General features: G+C 71.4%; 22 protein-coding genes. 7 read left to right on the top strand and 15 right to left on the bottom strand.

The features are described 5' to 3' along the window. The first annotated feature begins 278 nt into the window (after nt 1-278). Nucleotides 279-1,571, top strand: a complete 1,293-nt coding sequence (locus tag ACK1X7_RS12495) for a carboxymuconolactone decarboxylase family protein (protein WP_385149325.1) — start codon at nt 279-281, stop codon at nt 1,569-1,571. Between the two features lie 82 nt (nt 1,572-1,653). Here ACK1X7_RS12495 and ACK1X7_RS12500 read toward each other — a convergent pair whose 3' ends face one another. The 5 genes from ACK1X7_RS12500 to ACK1X7_RS12520 all read right to left on the bottom strand — a co-directional run bounded on the left by ACK1X7_RS12500 (nt 1,654) and on the right by ACK1X7_RS12520 (nt 5,747). After that, nucleotides 1,654-2,331, bottom strand: a complete 678-nt coding sequence (locus ACK1X7_RS12500; protein WP_385150771.1) for an O-methyltransferase — start codon at nt 2,329-2,331, stop codon at nt 1,654-1,656. 71 nt (nt 2,332-2,402) lie between these two features. Then, entirely contained in the window at nt 2,403-3,479 is a 1,077-nt protein-coding gene (locus ACK1X7_RS12505) for an HAD-IIIC family phosphatase (RefSeq protein ID WP_385150774.1), read from the bottom strand. Nucleotides 3,480-3,506: 27 nt separating this feature from the next. Continuing rightward, nucleotides 3,507-4,616, bottom strand: coding sequence for an acyl-CoA dehydrogenase family protein (locus tag ACK1X7_RS12510; protein WP_385150777.1), 1,110 nt, complete (start codon nt 4,614-4,616; stop codon nt 3,507-3,509). Beyond that, nucleotides 4,609-4,881 (bottom strand): acyl carrier protein, encoded by a 273-nt coding sequence (locus ACK1X7_RS12515; protein WP_385150779.1) that lies wholly within the window; start codon nt 4,879-4,881, stop codon nt 4,609-4,611. Before ACK1X7_RS12515 ends, ACK1X7_RS12510 begins: the two co-directional genes overlap by 8 nt. A gap of 2 nt (nt 4,882-4,883) precedes the next feature. Continuing rightward, complete coding sequence (locus ACK1X7_RS12520; protein ID WP_390793848.1) at nt 4,884-5,747, bottom strand: 3-hydroxyacyl-CoA dehydrogenase family protein; 864 nt, start codon at nt 5,745-5,747, stop codon at nt 4,884-4,886. Nucleotides 5,748-6,012: 265 nt separating this feature from the next. Between ACK1X7_RS12520 and ACK1X7_RS12525 the strand changes: the two genes are divergently transcribed. Next, nucleotides 6,013-7,083: a LacI family DNA-binding transcriptional regulator gene (locus ACK1X7_RS12525; RefSeq protein ID WP_413115098.1), complete on the top strand. Its 1,071-nt coding sequence runs from the start codon at nt 6,013-6,015 to the stop codon at nt 7,081-7,083. 8 nt (nt 7,084-7,091) lie between these two features. Here ACK1X7_RS12525 and ACK1X7_RS12530 read toward each other — a convergent pair whose 3' ends face one another. The 3 genes from ACK1X7_RS12530 to ACK1X7_RS12540 are packed head-to-tail and all read right to left on the bottom strand — an operon-like array spanning nt 7,092 to nt 7,938. After that, entirely contained in the window at nt 7,092-7,511 is a 420-nt protein-coding gene (locus ACK1X7_RS12530) for a type II toxin-antitoxin system VapC family toxin (protein ID WP_385150788.1), read from the bottom strand. Continuing rightward, on the bottom strand, nt 7,508-7,738 hold the full coding sequence (locus ACK1X7_RS12535; RefSeq protein WP_216340170.1) for a FitA-like ribbon-helix-helix domain-containing protein: 231 nt from the start codon (nt 7,736-7,738) through the stop codon (nt 7,508-7,510). The genes ACK1X7_RS12530 and ACK1X7_RS12535 overlap by 4 nt, the downstream gene beginning before the upstream one ends. Nucleotides 7,739-7,776: 38 nt before the next feature. Next, entirely contained in the window at nt 7,777-7,938 is a 162-nt protein-coding gene (locus ACK1X7_RS12540) for a hypothetical protein (RefSeq protein ID WP_413115099.1), read from the bottom strand. 154 nt (nt 7,939-8,092) lie between these two features. Here ACK1X7_RS12540 and ACK1X7_RS12545 point away from each other — a divergent pair, with 154 nt between their 5' ends. Together ACK1X7_RS12545 and ACK1X7_RS12550 are read left to right on the top strand one after the other, a co-directional pair. Further along, nucleotides 8,093-8,941, top strand: a complete 849-nt coding sequence (locus tag ACK1X7_RS12545; RefSeq protein ID WP_413115100.1) for a helix-turn-helix domain-containing protein — start codon at nt 8,093-8,095, stop codon at nt 8,939-8,941. Then, nucleotides 8,920-9,144, top strand: a complete 225-nt coding sequence (locus ACK1X7_RS12550) for a DUF397 domain-containing protein (RefSeq protein WP_390793845.1) — start codon at nt 8,920-8,922, stop codon at nt 9,142-9,144. Before ACK1X7_RS12545 ends, ACK1X7_RS12550 begins: the two co-directional genes overlap by 22 nt. Here ACK1X7_RS12550 and ACK1X7_RS12555 read toward each other — a convergent pair. Together ACK1X7_RS12555 and ACK1X7_RS12560 are read right to left on the bottom strand one after the other, a co-directional pair. Beyond that, on the bottom strand, nt 9,107-9,874 hold the full coding sequence (locus ACK1X7_RS12555; protein WP_361504289.1) for a sulfite exporter TauE/SafE family protein: 768 nt from the start codon (nt 9,872-9,874) through the stop codon (nt 9,107-9,109). The two genes, ACK1X7_RS12550 and ACK1X7_RS12555, sit on opposite strands and share 38 nt — an antisense overlap. Nucleotides 9,875-10,128: 254 nt before the next feature. Beyond that, nucleotides 10,129-10,710 (bottom strand): Uma2 family endonuclease, encoded by a 582-nt coding sequence (locus ACK1X7_RS12560; RefSeq protein WP_385150803.1) that lies wholly within the window; start codon nt 10,708-10,710, stop codon nt 10,129-10,131. Nucleotides 10,711-10,948: 238 nt separating this feature from the next. Between ACK1X7_RS12560 and ACK1X7_RS12565 the strand changes: the two genes are divergently transcribed. Both ACK1X7_RS12565 and ACK1X7_RS12570 read left to right on the top strand, forming a co-directional pair. After that, nucleotides 10,949-11,827, top strand: coding sequence for a helix-turn-helix domain-containing protein (locus tag ACK1X7_RS12565; protein ID WP_413115101.1), 879 nt, complete (start codon nt 10,949-10,951; stop codon nt 11,825-11,827). 5 nt (nt 11,828-11,832) lie between these two features. Next, complete coding sequence (locus tag ACK1X7_RS12570) at nt 11,833-12,264, top strand: VOC family protein (protein ID WP_413115102.1); 432 nt, start codon at nt 11,833-11,835, stop codon at nt 12,262-12,264. Nucleotides 12,265-12,277: 13 nt separating this feature from the next. On the opposite strand, the gene ACK1X7_RS12575 is transcribed toward ACK1X7_RS12570, so the two are convergent. From ACK1X7_RS12575 to ACK1X7_RS12595, 5 genes are all read right to left on the bottom strand, one after another. After that, nucleotides 12,278-13,510 carry a type III PLP-dependent enzyme gene (locus ACK1X7_RS12575; protein WP_413115103.1) on the bottom strand — a complete coding sequence of 411 codons (1,233 nt, stop codon included), beginning with the start codon at nt 13,508-13,510 and terminating at the stop codon, nt 12,278-12,280. Continuing rightward, entirely contained in the window at nt 13,507-15,447 is a 1,941-nt protein-coding gene (locus tag ACK1X7_RS12580) for an IucA/IucC family protein (protein WP_413115104.1), read from the bottom strand. The genes ACK1X7_RS12575 and ACK1X7_RS12580 overlap by 4 nt, the downstream gene beginning before the upstream one ends. 108 nt (nt 15,448-15,555) lie before the next feature. Then, nucleotides 15,556-17,631 (bottom strand): IucA/IucC family protein, encoded by a 2,076-nt coding sequence (locus tag ACK1X7_RS12585; protein WP_413115105.1) that lies wholly within the window; start codon nt 17,629-17,631, stop codon nt 15,556-15,558. After that, on the bottom strand, nt 17,628-18,857 hold the full coding sequence (locus ACK1X7_RS12590; protein WP_413116873.1) for an ATP-grasp domain-containing protein: 1,230 nt from the start codon (nt 18,855-18,857) through the stop codon (nt 17,628-17,630). The genes ACK1X7_RS12585 and ACK1X7_RS12590 overlap by 4 nt, the downstream gene beginning before the upstream one ends. A 241-nt stretch (nt 18,858-19,098) precedes the next feature. After that, nucleotides 19,099-20,931 carry a carboxyl transferase domain-containing protein gene (locus ACK1X7_RS12595; protein WP_390793839.1) on the bottom strand — a complete coding sequence of 611 codons (1,833 nt, stop codon included), beginning with the start codon at nt 20,929-20,931 and terminating at the stop codon, nt 19,099-19,101. A 260-nt stretch (nt 20,932-21,191) separates the two neighbouring features. Here ACK1X7_RS12595 and ACK1X7_RS12600 point away from each other — a divergent pair, with 260 nt between their 5' ends. Further along, complete coding sequence (locus ACK1X7_RS12600) at nt 21,192-22,238, top strand: lytic polysaccharide monooxygenase auxiliary activity family 9 protein (RefSeq protein ID WP_413115106.1); 1,047 nt, start codon at nt 21,192-21,194, stop codon at nt 22,236-22,238. Nucleotides 22,239-22,244 lie beyond the last annotated feature (6 nt).

A 22,244-nucleotide genomic window follows, 5' to 3' on the forward strand; every position in this document is an offset into this window, starting at 1 on the left:
GCTGGGCCGTTGCGGGGCGGCATCACCCTCCCTTTGGGGCTATTCGTCGCCCGTTTCCCCTGCCATGGATGCATTCCGTGTCATTACCGTCACCTTAGGCACGCGAAGGTTGCTGTGAATTCACCTAGACCTCCGGTGTTTGAAAGTCCGTACGATCGCCTATTGTTGGGCGGGGTCGGCCGAAACGAGCTGCCGAACGTCAAGCTGCCCGCTGCCCGACAGCCGACAGCGCGTCCGTCGAGACGCCGACGTGACAACACAAGCGCGAGGGTGAGGAAATGCGGCCCAGGATCGATCCGCAGGACGCGGACGACTTCGCCGTCACACCGGCCGGCCAGGTCTACCTCCAGGAGGTCAGCCGGTCATTGAACGGGATCCTCGCGGACCGGCCGCCGCCGAACGTCCACCGGACCATCGCCAACCACCCGACGCTGCTGCCCGCGATGCAGCCGCTGATGTCTCATGTGGCGGGCGACATCCTCCCGCCTCGCGAGCGCGAGCTGGTCATCCTGCGGACGGCCTGGCGTTCACAGGCCACGTACGTCTGGGCGCATCATCACGCCGCGGGGCTCTTCGTCGGGCTGACCGAGACGGAGATCGCCCGCGCCGCCTCGGAGGACGCCACCGGCTGGACACCCTTCGAGGCCGCGCTCCTCACGGCGGTCGACGAGCTGCACACCAAGTCGGCGATCTCGGACAGCACCTGGAAGCAGCTCGCCGAGCAGTACAGCGAGGAGCAGATCCTCGAACTGCTGGCGCTGGCCGGAACCTACAAAACCCTGGCGTTCATCCTCAATTCCTGCCTGGTCCCGGTCGACAACTGGATGGAGCGTCCGGCGCTGCTGCCGGTGGACCCGGGGCAACTGTCCTCCGGCAGGCATGCCCGCCCGCGCGAGTCCCTTCCGGGATCGGGCGCCGAGACCTGGAACCGACGCATCGTGCTCCAGAACGACAGCGGGCTCTCACAGCTCACACCCTCGGCGGCCCACCCCGAGCCGCCACTTCATGAGATTCTCGTCCGCTATCCGGACCTGATGTCCACGGCCGCGCAGGCCCGCGAGTCCGGCTCGCCGCTCCTGCTGATCCGCCGGAACTCCTCGGACATCATGCCGGACACGGACGGCTACTCCTTCAGCGCCACCCATCTGTTCGCCGATTCCACGGGTGTCCCGATTCTCGCCGAAGTGGTGGAACCGCACGACACCTGGAACGCGCACAGCGCCCTGTCGAAGATTCTCGACTACGCGGGCAGCGGGGCCCGGCACTGGCCGCTCCACATACTCCAGCGCTCGCTCGATTACACCGCGCAATTGCAGGACACCGACGCGGAGGGATTGCTGGCGGAGATGGGCTATCCGATCGACCAGGGCTCGTTCCTGCGCACGATCGAGGGGAATCTGGCCCTGGGCAGGCTCCGTATGGTCATTGTGGCCAGTCAATTCCCGCCCGAATTCAACCGGGTCATCTCGTTCCTCGGCCAGCAGCTCCGCCCCGCCGAGGTGTACGGCGTCGAACTGCGCCGCTTCTCCGACGGGGCCCACGCGGCGTACATACCGAGGGTGGTCACCTGAGCGGGCCTGAGCGGGAAAGCCCCCGCCGACGGCTGAGGCGGGCCGGAGCCGACGCTCCGGCCCGCCTCAGCCGTCGCTCCGCTCACTCACCCGCGGGCGATTTCTTGCGGATCAGCGTGATGCCGTCCGCCATGGGGACCAGCGACATCTCCACCCGCGGATCGTCGTGGACCAGCTTGTTGAACGCCCGGATCCCGGCGGTGTCGACGTCCTGCGCCTCGGGGTCCACCACCTTGCCGAAGAACAGCGTGTTGTCGACCACGATCAGGCCGCGGTCGCCAAGGAGCGTCAGCGCCATCTCGTAGTAGTGCGGGTAGCCCTGCTTGTCGGCGTCGATGAACACGAAGTCGAAGGTGCCGGGCCCCTCCTCCGCGAGGATCGCCTTGAGGGTGTCGGTCGCGTCACCGACCCGCAGGTCGATCCGCCCCTCGACGCCCGCCCTGGCCCAGTAGTCGGCGCCGATGCTCGCCCAGCGGTCGGTGATGTCACAGGTGACGAGCTGTCCGCCGGGCGCGAGGGCACGGGCCAGGCACAGGGTGCTGTACCCGGTGAACGTGCCGATCTCCAGGATCCTGTTCGCCGGGGTGAGTCCGGCCAGCAGCGTCAGAAGCTGGCCCTCCTCGGCCATGACCTGCATCGCGGTGCCCGCGGGAAGCTGCGCCGTCGTCTCGCGCAGCTCCCGCAGGACCGCGTCCTCCCGCAGGGAGACCTCCCGGATGTACTCCGAGAGCGCGGCCGGGAGACCTACCTGGTTCGCCATGCGTCATCCATCTTCTCTGGTCTTCTCACATCGGAACCGGCCGGGAGGCGGGCCTCCCGGCCGGTGCGGGCTCAGACGTCCTGGAGGCTGACGGCGTGCAGCTCCATCGTGGGCGGCGGGTCGGAGGGCGCCGGGGACAGATGCAGCCGCTGGATCTCCTCCTGTGCGGGCGCGGGCAGCCCGGCCCGGCAGTCGCACGGCTCGTCGGTGAAACCGGCGAAGCGGTAGGCGATCTCCATCATCCGGTTGCGCTCGGTCTGCCGGAAGTCGGCGGCCAGATGGACCCCCGCCCGGGCGGCCTGGTCGCCGAGCCAGCGCAGGATCGCCGAACCGGCGCCGAACGACACCACCCGGCACGAGGTGGCCAGCAGCTTGAGATGCCAGACGCCTTCGTGCTTCTCCAGCAGTTGGAGACCGACCGCGCCGTGCGGCCCGAACCGGTCGGTGAGCGTGGTCACCAGCACCTCATGGCGTGGATCGGCCAGCAGCGCCCGCAGATCGGTGATGGAGTAGTGCACACCGGTGGCGTTCATCTGGCTGGTGCGCAGGGTCAGCTCCTCGACCCGGGACAGCTCCTCCTCGGTGGCGCGGCCGATGCGCATCACCAGTTCCAGCGAGCGCAGGAAGTCCTCGCTCGGCCCCTGGAACTCCGCCTCGGCCGCCTTCCGCTCGAATCCGGCCTGGTACATCTGGCGACGGCGGCGCGCGTCCACGGTCACCGTCGCCGGGTTGAACTCCGGGAGGGCGGACAGCTCGGACAGTCGCCCGGCGTCATAGCAGCGGACCTCGGGCAGATGGAACTGGACCTCCGCCCGCTCGGTCGGCTGGTCGTCGACGAAGGCGATCGTGCCGAGCGCGAAGTTCAGCTCGGTGGCGATCTCCCGCACCGAATCGGACTTCGGACCCCAGCCGATGCGCGGCAGCACGAAGTACTCGGCGACGCCCAGCGCCGCCAACTGCTTCCAGGCCAGGTCGTGGTCGTTCTTGCTGGCCACCGACTGGAGGATGCCGCGGCTGTCCAGTTCGACGATGAGTTCTCTGACCGGGGCGGGGAGCGTCACCGCCCCGTCCTCCAGCAACGTGCCCTGCCACAGGGTGTTGTCGAGGTCCCACACCAGACACTTGACGATCGCGGTCTGTTCAGCCACGGCTCTTCCTTGTCTCGGTTCGCCGACTCATGTCGCGGGCATCGATACGGCGTGGTCGGCGAGGATCAGCTCACAGATCTCCGTACTGCCCTCGATGAGTTCCATGAGTTTCGCGTCGCGGTAGGCGCGCTCGACCACATGGCCCTCGTGGGCCGCCGCCGAGCCCAGCACCTGCACCGCCGTGGCGGCGCCCTGCGCGGCCTGGACCGCGCCCACCTGCTTGGCGAGTACGGTGGCGACGACCATCTCGGGGGAGCCCTGGTCCCAGCACCGGCTGGCGTGTTCGCACACCCGGGTGGCGATCTGCTCGGAGGTCAGCAGATTCGCCAGGTGGCGGGCGACGAGCTGGTGGTCCGCGAGCCGCTTTCCGAACTGGGTCCGGGTGCGGGCATGACCGCGGGCGGCGTCGAGGCAGGCCCGGAGGATGCCGACGCACCCCCAGGCGACCGAGATCCGCCCGTACGCCAGCGCGGTGGTCACCAGGAGCATCAGCGGCTGTCCACCGCCGAGCACGGCGGTGGCGGGCAGCCGCACCTCGTCCAGCGTCACGTTCGCATGGCCCGCGGCCCGGCAGCCGGACGGCTGCGCCACCCTGGTCACGGTGACGCCCGGAGCCGAGGCGGGCACCACGACGGCGGCCGCCCCGGAGCCATAGCGGCCGACGACGACGATCATGTCGGCGTAGTGGGCCGCGGTCGTCCAGACCTTCTGGCCGCGGACGACGACGGTGTCGTCGTCCTGCTCGATGGTCGTGGTCATCGCCGACAGATCGCTGCCCGCCTCCGGCTCGCTGAACGCGACGGCGGCGAGCTGACCCCCGGCCAGTTTCGGCAGGTACTCGGCGTGCTGCTGTGCGCTGCCCAGGCGCTGGATGGTCCACGCGGCCATGCCCTGCGAGGTCATCACGCTCCGCAGGGAGCTGCACCGGCTGCCCACGAACGCGGTGAACTCGCCGTTCGCCGCGCTGCTCGCGCCGAGTCCGCCGGACGCCTCCGGCACCCCGGCGCACAGCAGGCCGCGAGCGGACAGCGTGCGCAGTACGTCGTCGGGGATCAGACCGGTGCGGTCCCACTCCGCGGCCCGGTCGCCGACGAGGTCGTCGACGATCTCACGGGCGCCGGCGAGCGGCTCAGTCATCGGCGGGCTTCTCGGCGCCGCGCAACCGCACCACCAGAGCGGTCATGGCCGCGATGGTGCGGAAGTTGTCCCGCTTGAGGTCGTCTCCCAGGATCTGCACGGAGAATGCCTGTTCCAGATGGACGACGAGCTCCATCGCGAACATCGACGACACCAGCCCGGACCCGAAGAGGTCCTGGTCGGCGGGGACCTCCGCCTTCACCCGCTCCGAGACGAACGCCGTGATCGCCTGCTCGGTCGCCTCGGCGGTGACTGCCTGGTCCATACTCACGAAAGCACCTCTCCATAGTTGTAGAACCCGCGCCCCGTCTTACGCCCCAGATCACCGGCGCGCACCTTCTCCAGCAGAAGTTCACAGGGCTCGAAGGTGGAATTTCCGGTCCGCTCGGCGAGTAGCCGAAGAGCGTCCGCGAGATTGTCGAGTCCGATCAGATCGGCGGTGCGCAGCGGGCCGGTCGGATGGCCGAGGCAGCCGTGCATGAGCTGGTCCACGGCCTCGACACTCGCGGTGCCCTCGGCCACGATGCGCGCCGCCTCATTGATCATGGGGTGCAGCAGCCTGCTGGTGACGAACCCCGGCGCGTCCCGCACGACGACCGTCTTCCGCCCCAGCCGGCCCAGCAGGGCCAGGATCGCGGCCATGGCGTCCTCGCCGGTCTGCGGGCCGCGCACCACTTCCACCATCTCGATGAGATAGGACGGATTCATGAAGTGCACCCCGGCCAGTTCGGCGGGCCGCCGCACCGACTTCGCCAGTTCGGCGATGGGAATTCCCGAGGTGTTGGTGATCAGCGGGACCCCGGCGGGGACCGTGCCGGAGAGCTCCGCCATGACCCGTGCCTTGAGCGCGGCGTCCTCGGTGATCGCCTCGATCACCACATCCGCGCCCGCGACATCGCCGCCGGAGAGCGTGGTGGTGAGTGTCCCGGTGGCCTGGGAGTCGGGGAAGGCGCCCATGAACTGCCCGTGCCGCAGCAGTTGGGCGATTTCCGCTCGGGCGCTCTCCAGCACCTCATCCGAGACATCGACCAGCACGACATCGGCCCCACGGCCCAGCGCGAGTGCGGTGATGTTGCGTCCCATTACCCCGGCGCCGACGACAGCGATCGTGTCCGATGCGGAACCCGCCATCCCCTGCCTCCAATCGTCACTCAGATGAGCGCGCCCCCGGTAGGGCACACAACAAGTGAATGCCAACAGGAACGGCAGGCCCCTGTCTCTATGGCACTTTCAGGTAAAAGTACTAGGAGAGCGCGGCCGGTGTCGATGGGGCGCAACCACCGCCGCCACCTCGGCGTCTGTCCATTAATTGGTGATGAGTTGTGCCGGGATGCGGCGAGACGTACAAGACGTGGGAGCACCAGGACATAGGGGTACGAGGAGGAAGCACATCCGCATGGGCGAACCGGAGGATGAGACGGGCGGGCCCCAGCGGGTCCGGCGGCGCCGGGCGACGGCGGGTGACGGGCCGGTGATGGCCGACGTCGCCCGGCGCGCCGGGGTCTCCGGGCAGACGGTCTCCCGCGTCCTCAACGACCACCCCCGGGTACGGCCCGAGACCCGTGAGCGGGTCCGGGAGGCCATGCGGGAGCTGGGCTACCGCCCGACCGCCAGCGCCCGCACCCTGGCCAGCGGCCGCAGCCGGATGCTCGGCGTGATCTCCTTCGACGCGGCCCGCTTCGGCCCGGCCGCCACGCTGGCGGGCATCAACGAGGCCGCGCAGGAGGCGGGTTACCTCGTCAGCACGATCGCGCTCACCGCCACCGACCAGAAGGCGGTACGGGGCGCCGTCGACCGGCTGCTCGGCCAGGGCGCGGACGGCATCATCGCCATCGCGCCACAGCGTTCGGTGGGCGAGGCGCTGGTCGAGGCCGACCACGGGATGCCCATGGTCACGCTGGACAAGAGCTTCGGCGCCCGCTTCCCGGTGGTCGCGGGCGACTCCGCGTCCGGCGCCCGCCAGGCCACCGAACACCTGCTGCGCCTCGGCCACCGCACCGTCCGCCATATCGCGGGCCCGGTGGGCTGGATCGCGGCGGAGGCCCGGCTGGACGGCTGGCGGGCCGCCCTCGAGGACGCGGGGGCGCAGGCGCACGAGCCGCTGTACGGCGACTGGAGCGCGGACTCGGGCCATGAACTGGGCCGCGGAATCGCCGATGACCCGGACGTCACTGCGGTGTTCGTCTCCAACGACCAGATGGCGGTGGGCGTGCTGCGCGCCCTGCACGAGGCGGGACGCCGGGTCCCCGAGGACGTCAGCGTGATCGGCTACGACGACATCCCGGAGGCGGCCCATCTGCTCCCGCCGCTGACCACGGTCCGTACGGACTTCACGGAGATCGGCCGCCGCTGTCTGAGCCTGATGCTGGACCAGTTGGAACGCACCCCCGAGCCGGGGGTGCGAGTGATCATCCCTACGGAGCTGGTCGTCCGCGCGAGCTGTGGCCCCGCCCCGGGGTTTCGATGACCCCGTGGTCAGGAATACGCGTCGAACGTCTCGATCTCACAGCGCGCCGCCCCGGCCTTGCTGATCTTGGCATCGCTGGTGATCAACGGCATGCCCAGACTTTCAGCAAGCGCGACGTACTGGGCGTCATAGGCGGACAGGTTGCTCGACAGGCCCTTGACCCGCTCCCACAGGATCAGCGTTTCATGCCGGTCGATCGCCAGGTCGCGATACCTCGCCACGGCCTTTCGTAGCTGCTTATCGCTCAACTTGGGATCGCCACCACGTCGCCCACGCGCCAGGCCGAGCAATGCCGACATGATCTCGTAATCGAGCAGATGAGGTGCGGCGAGCCGATCCTCCTTCGCGACACGTTGACGTACCCCATGCCCTGTGGGGCCCTCGTCCGTCAAGAAGAAGACGAGCGCGGAGCAATCAATGACGATCAACGGCCCGCCCTTGCGTCGTGGATCGCGGCCAGCACGTCCGATGTACTCAGGCTCGCGCTGGCCTCGGCTTCCGCACGGGCTGCGACCTCGGCAAGCGTGGGCCTGGACGCCTCACCGACGAGTACGTCCAGCGCATACGCCTGAAGCGACTTGCCGGCCCGCGCGGCGCGGGCCTTCAGCGTGGCGAGGGCGTCATCCGGTACGTCGCGAATGGTCAGAGCAGTCATGAGCTGCATTTTAGCAGCATCGCATGCATAATGCAGCTTCACCACAGGTCCGCACGGTCGCGGTGGCGCGGGCAGCGGCAGGGCGGGAACTGGCTGGACCGCAAGGGTTCGAGCTTGTCCTTGACCACCACGACGACCCTGCCCAGCTCCTGCGTCACGACCGCGCCGTCCGGCGAGACGCGGTAGACGCGCATCGTCATCCGTGGAGCGTTGGATTCGGTGTGTGAGAACACGTTGACCTGTCTTTCCGGTTCGGCCAATTACGTTGTGTGCACACACCGTCGCGTTCCGGCGCGTAGGCTGGAAAGAGGCGACAAGTCCCAGCCAAGATCGCGGGACAAGAGGGGATGCACCATGCCGTTCCAGCCACGCGAACTCTTTCCCGACCGCTCCGCCCGCGACCTCTTCGGCGCGGAGATCCGCCGCCACCGCGAGAAGGCGGACATGTCGTTACGGCGGCTGTCCGAGGTGCTGAACTACAGCAAATCGCATCTGGCCCGGATCGAGGCGGCCGAGTCCCTGCCGTACGACGACCTTCCGTCGAAGTTGGACGCGTGCTTTGGGACGGACGGGATGTTCGCGCGCATCTATGCGCTGGCGAAGAACGAGCCGTTTCCGGGGAAGTACCGCCGGATGATGGATATCGAGAGGCACGCGGCCGTCATCGAGGAGTACTCCGTCGCCACCATCCCCGGCCTGCTCCAGACCGCTGAGCTAGCGAGGGAGTCCCTACGTATCGGCAACCGTCACGCTCCGGACGCGGAAATCGAGGCCATGGTGAAGGCCCGCCTCGACCGGCAAGCACGGCTGGACCACCCTCAACCGCGAGAATGCTGGTTCATCGTGGATGAAGCGGCGTTGCGCCGCCCGGCGGGTGGGCCCGAGGTGATGTGCCGCCAGATGGCATCCCTCGTGGAGCGTGGGACACGTCCCTACGTAACCATTCAGGTCCTGCCGTTCAGTGCAGGTCAGCATGCCGAGGCGGGCAACTCCCTGATGCTCTTCACTCTGCCGGATGAGCCAATGTTCGCCTACAAGGAGGACAGCCGCTTCGGGACGATCATCGAGGACAAGGCCGTGGTTGCGAAGCTCCGGAAGAACTACGATCTGTTGCGGGCCATGGCCCTCTCGCCCCGTGACTCCGAGGCGATGATTCGAGCCGTGATGAAGGACTGGACCTCATGGGAACCACCCCGGACCTGAGCACTGTCGCCTGGCGCAAGAGCAGCTACAGCAACAACGACGGAGGGGCGTGCGTCGAGGTCGCCGACAACCTCCCCGGCATCGTCCCCGTACGCGACTCCAAGAACCCCGACGGGCCCGTCCTCATATTCCCCACCCACTGCTGGAGCGCGTTCATATCGGGCCTCACCGCAGGAGCAACTGAAGTCCACCCAGCACCGTAGCCCCGATGACCAGGCGCTCGAAGAGCCGCTGATTGATCCGGTCCACGCACGCCTTACCGATGTACGCACCCGGCAGGACGAAAAGCGCGAGCAGCGCGTCCAGGAGCAGGGAGCGGGTGTCGATCAGGCCGAGGCCGACGCTGAAGGGCACCTTGGCGACGTTCACGATCAGGAAGAACCAGGCCGAGGTGCCCAGGAAACCCAGCTTCCGGAAGCCGGCGGAGAGCAGGTAGAGCGACATCACGGGGCCGCCCGCGTTGGCCACCATCGTGGTGAAGCCGCCGAGCACTCCGTACGAACCGGCCTTGAGTCGGGCGCCCGCCCCGTCCGCGTCGGGCGTCGTCGCGGGGGCCTCGGCCCGGGCCGCCGTACGCCGCCGCCAGACCGTGACCCCGGCCATCAGCAGCAGGATCGCCCCGATGGATGTGCGCACCTCCGCGTCCCCGGCCCAGAGCAGGAACACCGTGCCCACCACGACCCCGGCCGCGACCGCCGGGAACAGCCGCACCAGGGTCCCCCAGTGGGCGTGCCGCCGATAGGTCCGGACGGCGAGCAGATCGCCGACGATCAGCAGGGGCAGCAGCACACCGGTCGACTCCCGGGCCGGAAGTACGGCCGCGAAGATCGCGAGGCTGACGGTATTGGCGCCGCTGACGGCGGTCTTCGAGAAGCCGACGAGTATGGATGCCGCCGCGAGCGCGGCGAACTCCCAGAGGGTAACGGTGTACATGCCACCGGATGATTCCAGGCCACCGCGCGCCTGCCGGAGGCAGGGACCTCAGCGCACCCAGCTCTTTCCCCGTACCAGGGGCTCCGCCCCTGGATCCCGAGGTCTGGGGCGAAGCCCCGCCTTCCAGCCCCGCCGGCGATCCTTCCAGCCGCTCCGGCGATTGAGGAGCGGGGCCTGGGGCGGAGCCCCAGTTGAGGGAAGGGGCGGGGAGGGGAACAGCCCGCCGCAGGCGTCAAAACCCGCCGGACACCCCCTCAGCGCACCCAGCCCTGGAGCGGCTCGGTGTCGAGCGTGACGCCAATCGGCGCGGGCAGCGTGAGCGGCTTACCGAACGGCACGGTCTTGGTGCTCTCGTACCGGACCCCGTCGGGCTCGCTGAACACGGTGACCTCACCGGCCTCCCGGTCGACCAGCAGATACACCGGGATGCCCGTCTCGGCGTAGGCGCGCGGCTTCTCCACCCGGTCTCTGCGGTCGGTGTCGGAGTCGTAGGAGGTGACCTCCACGACCATCAGGACGGGATCGGCGTCGGCCCACTCCCCCTGGCCGACGAAGGCGTCACTGTGGGCGAGGGTCCCGTCGGGGCGCGCATGGCCATTGCGGTACGTCTCGACCTTGAGGCCCTGGTCGTGCAGCCACAGGTCGGGATGGGCCTGAATACAGATCCGCGCCAGCCACTGGATGATCCGCCCATGGCCGCCATCGGGCCTCGGCGTGACCCGGATCTTCCCGTTGAGGAACTCCCACCGCGTTCCCTCGGCTACGCGGGCCGCCAGCCGGGTACACGCCTCAAACTCCTCCGACAGCATCTGCGGACGATCGTGGGTAACGGCCATGGGCTCGCAGCGTAGCCGCTCTCAAGTGATCACAAGCCGCCCGGGAATAGCAGCGCCGACCACTCCTGCCACCGTCACCGGACCCGAGAGCCACATCGGAGGCGGCCCGGCCACACGGTGGAGACCACCCCCGCCGCCGGGCACCGCACGGTAGCGGCGCCGAGTAGCGGCGAAACGGCAGCCAAGCCCGCCGTCTGCGAGCCAGCTCGCTGTCAGAGGGGCGGGTGATACTGGGCCCATGAGCAGCCACGAGTTCGTGCGGGCCGGGGCCGGGCTCGGGCAGGGGCTCGGCGGGATGGTGGTGACCGCCGTCGGGTATCGCTCCCAGGGGATACCTCCGACGCTGCACCGGGGACTGCCCTCGCCCTACCTGACGCTGATCTTCTCGCTGGAGGGCCCCGTCGTCGGCGGGGTCACGCCCGAGCAGGCGCGGGGGCCCGGCGCCTCGCGGACGGAGATCGTCGTGGGTGGTCTGCATCAGCAGCCCGCGTATATCGCCCAGGGCGGGAGCGAGGCCGGGGTGCAGCTCGCGGTGCATCCGCTGGCGGCGCGCGCACTGCTGGGGCTTCCGGCCGGGGCGCTCACCTCCGACGACGAGCTGGTCACCTCCGGGGCGGAGGTGCTGGGCAAGCGGGCCGCCGAGGTGCGGGAGCGGCTGTGCGAGCAGCGGTCGTGGGCGGACCGGTTCGCCGTGCTGGGCGCGTATCTGCGGGAGCGCGCGGCGGCGGGCGAGGACGGGGCGCCGGTACGGAGCGAGGTCGCCGAGGCGTGGGCTTGGCTGGCCCGGCATCGCGGGGCCGGGACGCTGACGGGTCTTGCCGAGCATGTGGCGCTCAGCCCACGCCGCCTGACCAGCGTGTTCCGCGCCGAGACGGGGCTGAGCCCCAAGCAGGCGGCGCGGCTGATGCGCTTCCAGTGCGCCAGAAACACGGTGGTCCGGTCCGTGGCGGTGGGCCGGGCACCGGATCTGGCCCGGGTCGCTGCCGAGTGCGGCTATTTCGACCACTCCCACCTGGTGCGCGACTTCCGTCAGTACACCGGGGTGAGCCCGACCGCCTGGTTGGCCGAGGAGTGCCGGAATATCCAAGCCGGGGGGCATCTCTACGGCGAAGAGTAGGGCCCATGAACACCGCACCGAACCAGCAGCAGACACCATCCCGTGAACCCGCCGTCTGGCCTACGCTCCAGGCCCATGACGCCATCGCCCTGATCGACTTCCTGGTCGACACGGTCGGCTTTCTGCGCACGGCCGTCTACCAGGACGAGGACCGCGTCGCCCATGCCCAGCTCGACTGGCCCGAGGGCGGTGGCATCATGCTCGGCTCGTACGACCCGGCCACCAAGAGCTGGTGCCTGGAGCCGGGCACGTTCGGGGCGTACATCGTCACCGATCATGTCGACGCGCTGTACGAACGGCTCACGGCGGCCGGTGTGCGGGTGCTCCGGCCGATCGAGGACCAGCCGTACGGCAGCCGTGAGTTCGCCATCGCGGACCCGGAGGGCAACAAGTGGTCCTTCGGCACCTACCGGGGCGAGCCCCGGCCCGCCGAGTGATCGTTTTCCACCCTCATTCCTCCAGGTAGTGGAAGCCCGGCCGGGGGTGCATCAGGAAGTCGTGATGCGAGATGTTCCACGCGTACGCACCCGCCATCGCGAAGACGACGCGGTCCCCCACCCGTAGCTCCGGGACCGGGATCCGGCCGGCCAGCACGTCCTTGGGGGTGCAGAGCTGGCCGACCAGCGTGACCGGCTCCGCCCGTACGGCCGGGCGGGGCCAGGGCCGGGTCCAGGTGTCCCTGGTGTTCCCGGCGTCCCCGGTGCTCCCGGCGTCCATGGGGAGCACCTGGAAGGGCTGGTCGTGCTGTTTGGTGGCGGGGGTACGGAGGTGGTGGGTGCCACCGCGCACCACCGCGAACGCCTCACCCCCGCTGTGCTTGATGTCCAGCACCTCGGTGACGTACCAGCCGCAGTAGACGGTCAGCGCCCGGCCGGGCTCGATCCGCAGGGTCAGGTCGGGGTGGCGGAGGGCGAGGTCCGCCATGCCCTGGCCGTAGGCGGCCCAGTCGAAGCGGCGGTCGGGGTGGGCGTAGTCCACGCCCATCCCGCCGCCGACGTTCACCTCGGTGAGGCCCAGCCCGTGGCGTTCGGACAGCTTCGCCGCCCAGTCGGCGATCGCGGCGGCGACGGCGACCTGGGCGGGGGCGTCCAGGCCGCTGGCGAGATGGGCATGGATGCCGCGCAGGCGCAGGGGACCGCCGGAGTCCGCCGAGAGCAGCGGAAGGCAGCGCTCCACGGCCTCGGGGTCGAGGCCGAAGGGGCTCGGGCGGCCCCCCATGGCCAGCGCCGCGCCGCCCAGCTCGTCACCGGCCACCGGGAGATTGACGCGCAGGAGGAGGTCCACGGCCGGGATCCCCGCGTCCTGTGCCGCCCCGGCCAGCAGCCGCAGCTCCTGCTCGCTCTCCACATGGAACCGCTCCACGCCCAGCGTCAGCGCCCGCCGCAGCTCCCCCTCGGTCTTGCCCGGCCCGCCGAAGGCCAGCGGCGCCCCCGGCACGGCCGCCCGGACATGCTCCATCTCGCCGCCGGAGGCCACCTCGTAGCCGGTGACGTGCGGCGCGAGCGCCTGGAGGATGCGCGGCGCCGGGTTGGCCTTCGCGGCGTAGTACAGCTCGAGGCCCGGCGGCAGCGCGTCCCGTACGGCCCGCGCGTGGGCGCGGAGCGCGGTCAGGTCGTAGACGTAGGCGGGCAGGTCGTCGCCGGTCAGCTCCGTGGCGAGGGTACGGACGGCAGAGGTGATCAACGGCTGCTCCCGGGGTGGTGGATGACGTGGGCTTCTTCGGACACATGGGCCGCTTCCGGCACATGCGCCGTTTTCGACACATGGGCCGCCTCGGACACGTGCGTCGCCTCGGACACGTAGGCCGCTTCCGACACATGCACAGCCTCGGACACGTGCGCCGCCTCCGACACGTGCGCCGCCTCGGACACGTGTGCCGCCTCCGACACGTGCGCCGCTTCGGACAGCAGGGCGGAGGCGAGCGGGCTGGCGATGCGCACATAGCCCGCGTGGCGGTCGGCCCGACGAGCCCAGCGGGTCAGGAGGTTGGCCTTGGCGGGCAGCGGCACCCCCGCCACGAGGGCGCGCAGCGCGGGCGGATGGTCATGGGCCGCCGAGCGCTCGCACAGCACCCGGCGGACCGCCGACCACAGCGCGGGCTCCAGACGCGGACAGCGGTCGGCGAGGGCGGCCACCATCTCGGCGATGTGGTTGACCAGCAGGCAGTACACCACCCGGTCCCAGCCGCGCTCGCGCTCGTACGTCAGCGGGCGGGCCACCGCCTCGGGCAGCGCGGCGAGCGCGGCGGCGTGCCGCTCGGGCACCAGCTTGGTGCCCTCCAGATCGCGGAAGAGCACCTGCCGGGGGGTGCCGTCGGCGGGGTCGACGCCGATGACGACGTTCTGGAGGTGGGGTTCCAGGACCACTCCGTGGTCGAAGTAGGCGGCCAGCACGGGCGGTACGAGAAGGCTGAGATACGCCTGCCACCAGGCCGAGAGCCGCTCGGGGCCGACATCGGGGAGGAGCCGGGAGATCTGGGCGCCGCTGGTCGGATACTCATCGGCGACGGCCGCCGCGAGCAGCGGGGTCAGCCCCGGCCGCAGCCGGGCGGCCAGCCCCTCGCGCACGATCACCCCGAAGCCCTCGATGAGCTGCTGGTCGCCGCCGAGGTCCAGCGTCCGGTAGGCGGGTTCGCGCAGCAGCTCACAGCCGGGGAAGCGGGCGGCGAGATCGGCGGCGACCGGCTCCAGGAGGCGGGTGAGGGCGACGGCGCCGGACAGCTCGTAGTCGGCGTTCTTGCGCAGACAGTTGGTGATCCGCACATTGAGGCTGAACTTGAGGAAGTCCCGGCCGTCGTAGAGCGTACGGACCGACGCGGTCGGCGCGAACTCCGCGCCGCCGGGCCCGAGGTCCAGCACGTCGCCCCGGGCGATGGCCGCCCGCAGCAGACGGTGCTCGCGCAGCATCGCGTACTGCCAGGGGTGGGCGGGCAGCAGCCGGTAGCCGTCGGGGACGGCGCGCTGCCGGTCGAGCGCGGCGAGGGCTCCGCGCTGCGTGGACTCGTCGTGGACGTACTCCTGGCGTACGCACTCCTCGCGCCCGTACTCCTCGCGCACGGCGAGGTGGTGCAGCGGGAAGCGCGCCCCGGCCTCGGGGGCGAACCGCGCCCAGGAGTCGGCGCTGCCGGTACGGGCCTTGGGGGTGGGGTGGAAGCGGTGGCCGAAGAGGAGGGACTGCTCGGAGGCGAGGTAGGGGTCCTCCTCGGCGCCGCCGCTCACGGCTGGTGTGTCCCGGTCCTCCAGGGCCGCCAAGGCCGCCGTCATGCCCGCGTGGCTGGAGGCGACCTGGTCCAGGAACTCATCGTTGTACACCCCCGTGCGCAGTTGCAGCTCCCGGCGGATGCGCTCGGCCAGTTCCCGCCAGGACACCTCGGTCCAGCCGCCCTCGCGCTGCTCGCTGACCGGCCCGGTGAAGCGGTGCGCCCCGATGAGCGAGGTGCGCCGCAGCCCGACGCGCAACAGCACCCCGCAGCGCGGCAGCCTCAGCCGAAGCCACCCATCGGCCACGACGGTCTGATGCTCCGGCCCGGACACCTCGCGGAGCAGACAGTTGAGCAGGGTGTGGGCGGTGGCGTGGTCGGCGGAGGCCACGGTCGTGGCGGGCGGGGAGGTCATGGGCATGGGGCGGCTCCAGCGGGTGCGGAGGAGAGAGGGGCAGGAGGGCAGGAGGGCAGGAGGGGCAGGCGGGGCAGGAGGGGCTTGGCGGTAACGGCAGGAGGGGCGCGGCGGTCATCTGCCGCTTCCCCGCAGCAGATAGTTGGGCCCGGTGACGTAGTGCTTGTTGATGTCGGCGGCGCCCGAACGCTCCTTGGTGAACAAGGTGCCGGCGGTGACCATCGCCTTGACCGGCAGCCGATCCGCGTACAGCACCCGCCGCCGCAGCAGCGCGGCGGCGGCACCGGGCCGGGTGACGGCGAGCCGGTCGACGGCGTCGGTGAGCCGGTCGCGCAGCCGCCGCAGCAGGGTGTCGAGCGGGGCCCGGCCGAGGCGGGCGAGTTCGAAGACGGGGGCGGCGGCGCACAGATGGACGGTGATGGTGGTGAACACATCGGCCACCGGCCCGTCGCCGGACGTCAGGATTCTTCGGTCGTCGAACCCGCACAGGTCGGCGGCCGCTCCTCCGCCGACCATGGCGGCGAGCCGTATCGCGTGGACGCGGGGGCCGTCGTGGTCCTTGATGAGCAGCCGCAGCCGGGGCACGGCACCACCGTTGTCACCCCCGCCCTCGAAGACCAGCGAGATGTTCTGCTGATGGGACTCCAGCGCGATGCCGTACGCGAAGAGGGTGGTGTGGAAGTCGAACAGCAGGGTGAGGTAGTCGTCCAGCAGGGCGAGGACGTCCCCGCCGTAGTGGCGCTCGGCGAGCCCGTCGATGACGACCGTGCCGTCCGGGGCGGCGGCGAGCAGCCCGGCCAGCGGCACGATCGTGGCGTTCTCCAGACCGGGCGGGTAGCGGCGTACGAGCGTGGCCAGCAGCTCGTGTCCGGCGTGGACGTGGGTGGTCTCGTCGGCGAGCAGCACGGTCGCGCCGAATCGCGGCTCGCGCGCGATCACCGCCTCCAGCAGGCGCTGCGCCACCTCGCCGTCGATCAGCGTGCCCGGTTTGACCGAGCGGCGGTTGCGCATCCCCAGCGTGGAGGTGGTGAGCGGCAGTTTGAGGTGGACGAGGGGGTCGTCGGCGACGGCCACGGTCCGCATGGAGAGGGTGGGCCGTACGTCCAGCAGGGGGCGGTCGGCGAGCCGGGCCTCGCCGTCGAGCCCCACCGCGCGGAGCGCGGCCTCCAGCGGGCGGCCGACGGTGAGCGGATGCACGGGGAAGGCCAGCCGCGCCCGTTCGTCGGAGGGCCGCCGCCCGCTGTCGAGGCCGAGCTGTGCGGGCGTCGGCCACCAGTCGGGCAGCCGCGCCGGGTCACCGCCGACCGCTTCGCGGGGGAGGACGAGCCAGCGCAGCGGGAAGGTGGGGTGGAACTCGGGTGCGTGGGCGCGTAATTGGTCCTCGGTGAAGACGGCCCGGCCCCGGCTGGTGGGGTAGACCGGGTGGTCCCTGAAGGCGGCGAGCGTGTCGTACGCGACCGCCCCGGGCATCCCCGCCCACGGCCCCTCGCCGCCGTGGCGCGCGGCCAACTCGGCGACGACGCCGGGCCGGATGCGGGTGTGCAGCCGCATGGCGTCGAGAGCCTGTCGGCACTCGGTCACGAAGACGTCGTACAGCCGCCGGTCCTCGTCCGGCACGGCGGCCCGCAGCCGCCCAAGGACGGGGACGAGACCGGTGAGCGGCCGTTCGGCCGGGACACAGTCCCCGGACTCGCTCGCCGAGCCGAACGCGGACGGCAACTCGGCGGAGACCGGCACGGCGTCGGCCGGCACGGCGTCGGCCGGCACGGCGTCGGCCGGCACGGCGTCGGCCGGCACGGCGTCGGCCGGCACGGCGTCGGCCGGCACGGCGGAGACCGGCTCGGCGGAGGCCGGTTCAGCCGGAGCCGGCTCGGCCAGGGCCGGCTCGGCCAGGGCCGGTTCAGCGGGGGTCCGTCCGGCACCGCCCGGTTCGGCGTCGGCCCGCTCGGCGGGGGCCCATCCGGCAGTCGCGGGAGCGCATAGCCGCAGGGGCCGGCGACGGGCGCGGATGTCGCACTGGAAGCCCTCGGGTTCCACCGGCAGCAGCACGCTTTCGCCCCCCTCGAGCGCGATGCGCAACCAGTCGCCGTCGGCGCGCCGTTCCGGGGTGGCGCGGCTGCGCAGCTTGTAGGCGTCCTCCCGGAGGAGCGTGTCGAGCACCCGTCCGAGAAGCTCGTCTTCCTCTGTCACACGATCTCCCATCGGTGGGCCGCGAGGAACCGCGCCACCGCCGCGTCGATCCGCCCCTGGTCGGTGCCGGTCGCCCGGAGTACGCCGAGGAAGTCCCGATTGGTGTGGTGGAGCGGGTGTTCCTCGCCGACCCCGCGCAGCGGCCGGTAGTCCAGTCGTACGCCGTCGCGTTCGGTCACGCTCGCCGGAGGGGCGGAGGCGAGCCGTCCGGCGCGGTCGGCAAGGACGTACTCCATGCGAACCCTGCCGTCGGTGCGCGCGCCGAGGTCGTCCGGCAGCGGCTCGCCCAGGTGCGTACGGAGGATGTACTCGAAAAGGGGGATGTTGAGGAGTTCGGCGAGGACGAGGTCGCACTGGTCGCCTATGGCACGGTAGTTGACCTCGATGAGGCGGGCCCGGTCACCCTGGACGACGTACTCGGTGTGGCACACACCGAAGCCGACGCCCAGCGCGCGCAACTGCGCCAGCACCTGATCGGTGTGCGGTTGCGGGGGCGGGGCGGGCAGCAGGTGCAGCCGTTCCTCGATGAAGTGCGGGGGCGGCGAGAGCTCGGTGCGGAAGCCGCCGAGGACGTGGAGGGTGCGGCCGTCGCCGAGGGTTTCGAGGGTGCGCAGCTCGCCGTCCAGGAACTCCTCGACCACCAGGGCCGCTCCGGGCCGCCGGGCCCGTATCTCGACGCAGCGCCGGACGAGTTCGTCGGCGTCGGCGACGAGGACGACGTCCTCGCTGGCCACGCCCTCGCGCGGTTTGACCACGCAGGGGTAGGGCGCGTCGAGTCCGGCGAGGGTGGCGGGTTCCTGTCCGGTGGCGAGTTCGGCGGACCATACGGGGGCCGCGGACCAGAGAGGGGCGGCGGCGTCCGGGCTCGCGGCGGCGAGGGCTCGGCGCAGCTCGGCCTTGTTCTTGGTGCGCAGCGCGGCGCGCCAGTCCTTGCCGGGGAGGCCGAAGTACTCGGCGGCGAGGGCGGCCTGGGTCTGGAGGTGGTCGCTGTTGGTGAAGACGGCGTCGGGGCGGCCATCGGCGGCGATACGGCTGATGACCTCGGCGAAGTCCCGTACGTCGCAGGGGACGATGTCGAGCGCGGGGAATGCGTGGTCCCGTCGTCCGTAGCCGTAGGCGCGTTCATGGGCCTCGGGCTGGTCGGTGAGCAGGGTGACCGCCAGGCCGAGCCGGGCCGCCGCGGGGAGGAAGCCCTCGGTGACGGAGTCGGTGGGGTTGAGGGCCAGGAGGTGGAGCCGACGCGGCGGCGGGGAGGCCGCCTGGGCGGCCGAAGGGGCCGGGACCGGGGCCGCCGGGGAGCCACGGAGGGCAGGGGAAGCGGACGGCCGTGACGCCGCGTCGAGATCATTCTCGTTCACGGCCCGAGATTAGGTTAGGCATGCCTAAGACCGCTAATTCAACGTGTCGGTCCGCCCGTTTGGCCCTGATTAGCCGTCAACAACGGTCGACGATCCGCAACGGTCGGCCTCAACGACCCAGCCCGATCCGGCGATGACGAACGCGACGCGCCGCGAGCCGCTCGCCCGGGTCCTGGGCGCGCAGGGCGGCGAGTTCGGCGCCGAGGAGATGGCCGAGGCGGCCGAGAAAGGCGTCAGGAGCCCGGGAGCCGTCCCCGAAGCCGGAGGAGCCCTCCTCCACGATGCGGTCGACGATGCCCTGGGCGAGAAGGTCGGCGGAGCGTACGCCCTGGCGGGCGGCGACCTCGTACGCCCGCTCCGTCGTGCGGTGGAGGATCGCGGACGCGCCCTCCGGCGGCAGCGGCGACAGCCAGGCGTGGCGTGCGGCCACGACCCGGTCGGCGGGCAGCAGCGCGAGCGCCGCGCCGCCGGCGCCCTGGCCGAGCAGCAGACAGAGGGTGGGCGCGGGCAGGGTCACCATGTCGGCGAGGCACCGCGCTATCTCCGCCGCGAGCCCGCCCTCCTCGGCCTCACGGCTGAGCGCGGCGCCCGCGGTGTCGATGACGGTGAGCAGCGGCAGCCCGAGCTCGGCGGCGATGTGCATCCCGCGCCGCGCGGTCCGCAACCCCGCCGGGCCCAGCGCCTGCCCCTCCCCCGGCCCCTCGGCCGTATCGCCTTCGCGGGCGCTGCGCCGGTTGTGGCCGAGGACGACGCAGGGCGTCCCGCCGACCCGGGCGAGCGCGAGCAACAACCCGGGATCGTGCTCCCCGGCCCCCGTACCGCTGAGCGGACTCACATCCTCGGCGGCGACCCGCAACAGATCCCGCACCCCGGGCCGCTCGGCCCGCCGCGAAGCCCGTATCGACACCTCCGCAGACGGCGCGACGGCCTCCGGCCCCGCACCGTCGGACACCCCGCCGAAGTCGGCGGGCGCGGCCCGATCGTGGGTGGACCCCACTCCCCCGGCGACCCCTGCCGCCTCCGGCGTGGCGACACCGTCCACGCCGCCAGGCGCCATGGACGGGCTGCCCCCGGCTGCGGCATCCCCACGCCGCCCGCGTTCCTCCGCCTCCGCCGCATCGGCAGCCGCCCGTGCTCCGCCCGGTGCACCAGGGCCGGGCATGGGCTCGGTGGAGGCCCCACCCGCATCCCCCGGCTGACCGGGGGCGGTCGCCGCCCCCACCGCCGCCCCCGCCCCGGGCCCGGCGAGCGCGGTGTCGCCCGCGCAGAGAACCCGCAGCACCCGTGCCGCCACGCCCGACAGGCGACTCAGCGGGAGGACCGCGTCGATCAGGCCGTGGTTCATCAGGTTCTCGGCGTTCTGCACGCCGGGCGGAAACTCCTCCCCGTACAGGGCCTCATGCACCCGCGGGCCCATGAAGCCGATCAGGGCGCCCGGCTCGGCGGCGGTGACATGGCCGAGGGAGCCCCAGGAGGCGAGGACGCCGCCGGTCGTGGGGTGGCGGAGGTGGACGAGATACGGCAGGCCCGCCGTCTTGTGGTCGGTGATCGCCGCGGCCACCTTCACCATCTGTAGAAACGCGACCGTGCCCTCCTGCATCCGGGTGCCGCCCGACGCCGGGGCCGCGAGCAGGGGCAGCCGTTCCGCCGTGGCCCGCTCCACGGCGCGTACCAGCCGCTCCCCCGCGGCGACCCCTATCGAACCGGCCAGGAAGCGGAACTCGCAGGCGACCAGTGCCACCCTGCGCCCCTCGATACGGCCCTCACCGGTGATCACCGACTCGTCCAGGCCGGTGCGCTCCCGTGCCCGCTCCAGGTCGGCCCGGTAGTCGGGGTCGTCCGTGGTGATCTCCACCGGTTCGTCCCAGCCGTGCCAGCTTCCGGGGTCGACGATGGCCTCGATCAGCTCACGGGCCGAGGCGCGAGAGTTCGTTGCGGTCATATGTGCCACCCTTCCACGCCGCCGACCCTCCGCAATCATCGGCGAGCGATCACCTCGGGTACCCCCGGGACGGGCCCATCCTCAGCTCCGCCTGAGCTGGTCCTTAACGGCGCCATAAGACCGGCGGCGGAGCCGTTGGGCGGGGCTAGCGTGCTGCGCGTCACCCCCCAACCGCATCACCCCCGACCGCATCACCCCCGACCGCGACACCCCAACCGCTGACCTCCCAGCGCGTCCCCCCACCGAAGGAGCCCCCGACGATGACCGCTCGTGCGACCGCTCACCGCAGAACCGCCCGGCTCGCCGTGCTCGGCGTGGTGCCGCTCGCGCTCACGGCGCTGAACGCGGACCCGGCCACCGCGCACGGTTCGATGCAGGACCCGGTCAGCCGGGTGTCGGCCTGCTTCGCGGAAGGGCCGGAGAGCCCGGACTCGGCGGCCTGCAAGGCGGCCGTCCAGGCGGGCGGCACCCAGGCGCTCTACGACTGGAACGAGGTCAACATCCCGGACGCCGCCGGGCGCCACAAGGAGATCATCCCGGACGGAAAGCTGTGCAGCGCGGGCCGCGACAAGTACAAGGGCCTGGACCTGCCGCGCGCCGACTGGCCCGCCACCGCCATGACGGCCGGTGAGCACACCTTCACCTACCGGGCCACCGCACCCCACCGGGGCAGCTTCGAGCTGTACGTCACCAAGGACGGCTACGACCCGACGAAGCCGCTGACCTGGGCGGACCTGGAGTCGGAGCCGTTCGCCAAGGTCACCGACCCCACGCTGAAGGACGGGAGCTACGTCTTCACGGGGAACGTCCCCAACAAGTCTGGCCGCCATCTGATCTACAGCGTCTGGCAGCGCTCGGACAGCCCGGAGGCGTTCTACACCTGCTCGGACGTGACCTTCGGCGGAGGCGGGAACGGGGCGGCCAAGGGGGCCGGGGCGAGCGCGAGTTCCGCGCCCACCGCCGCCGCGCCCAATGACGCGCAGATAGCGGAGGGCGCCGAGAAGTCGACCGTCGATCACCATGGCCACGGCGGTGACGACGGCGCCGAGGCCAACCACCAGCCGAAGGCGGCGGACGAGAAGAGCACGGAGGCGAACCAGCCCGAGGCCAAGAGCGCCAAGGTCATGGCCTCGGACGCCGAACCGCAGGACGGCGGCACCACCGACGGGCAGCATCTCGCCGAGACCGGGGGCGACGGATCCACCGCCCCCATGGCCATCGGCGGCGCCGCGGTCCTCGCCGCCGGCGCGGCCGTACTGTTCGCCGCCGCCAACCGCCGCAAGGCCGTACGCCGCGGCCGAGGCTGAGACCGT

The sequence above is a fragment of the Streptomyces sp. CY-1 genome (genome assembly GCF_047218265.1).
Classification (GTDB): Bacteria; Actinomycetota; Actinomycetes; order Streptomycetales; family Streptomycetaceae; genus Streptomyces; species Streptomyces niphimycinicus.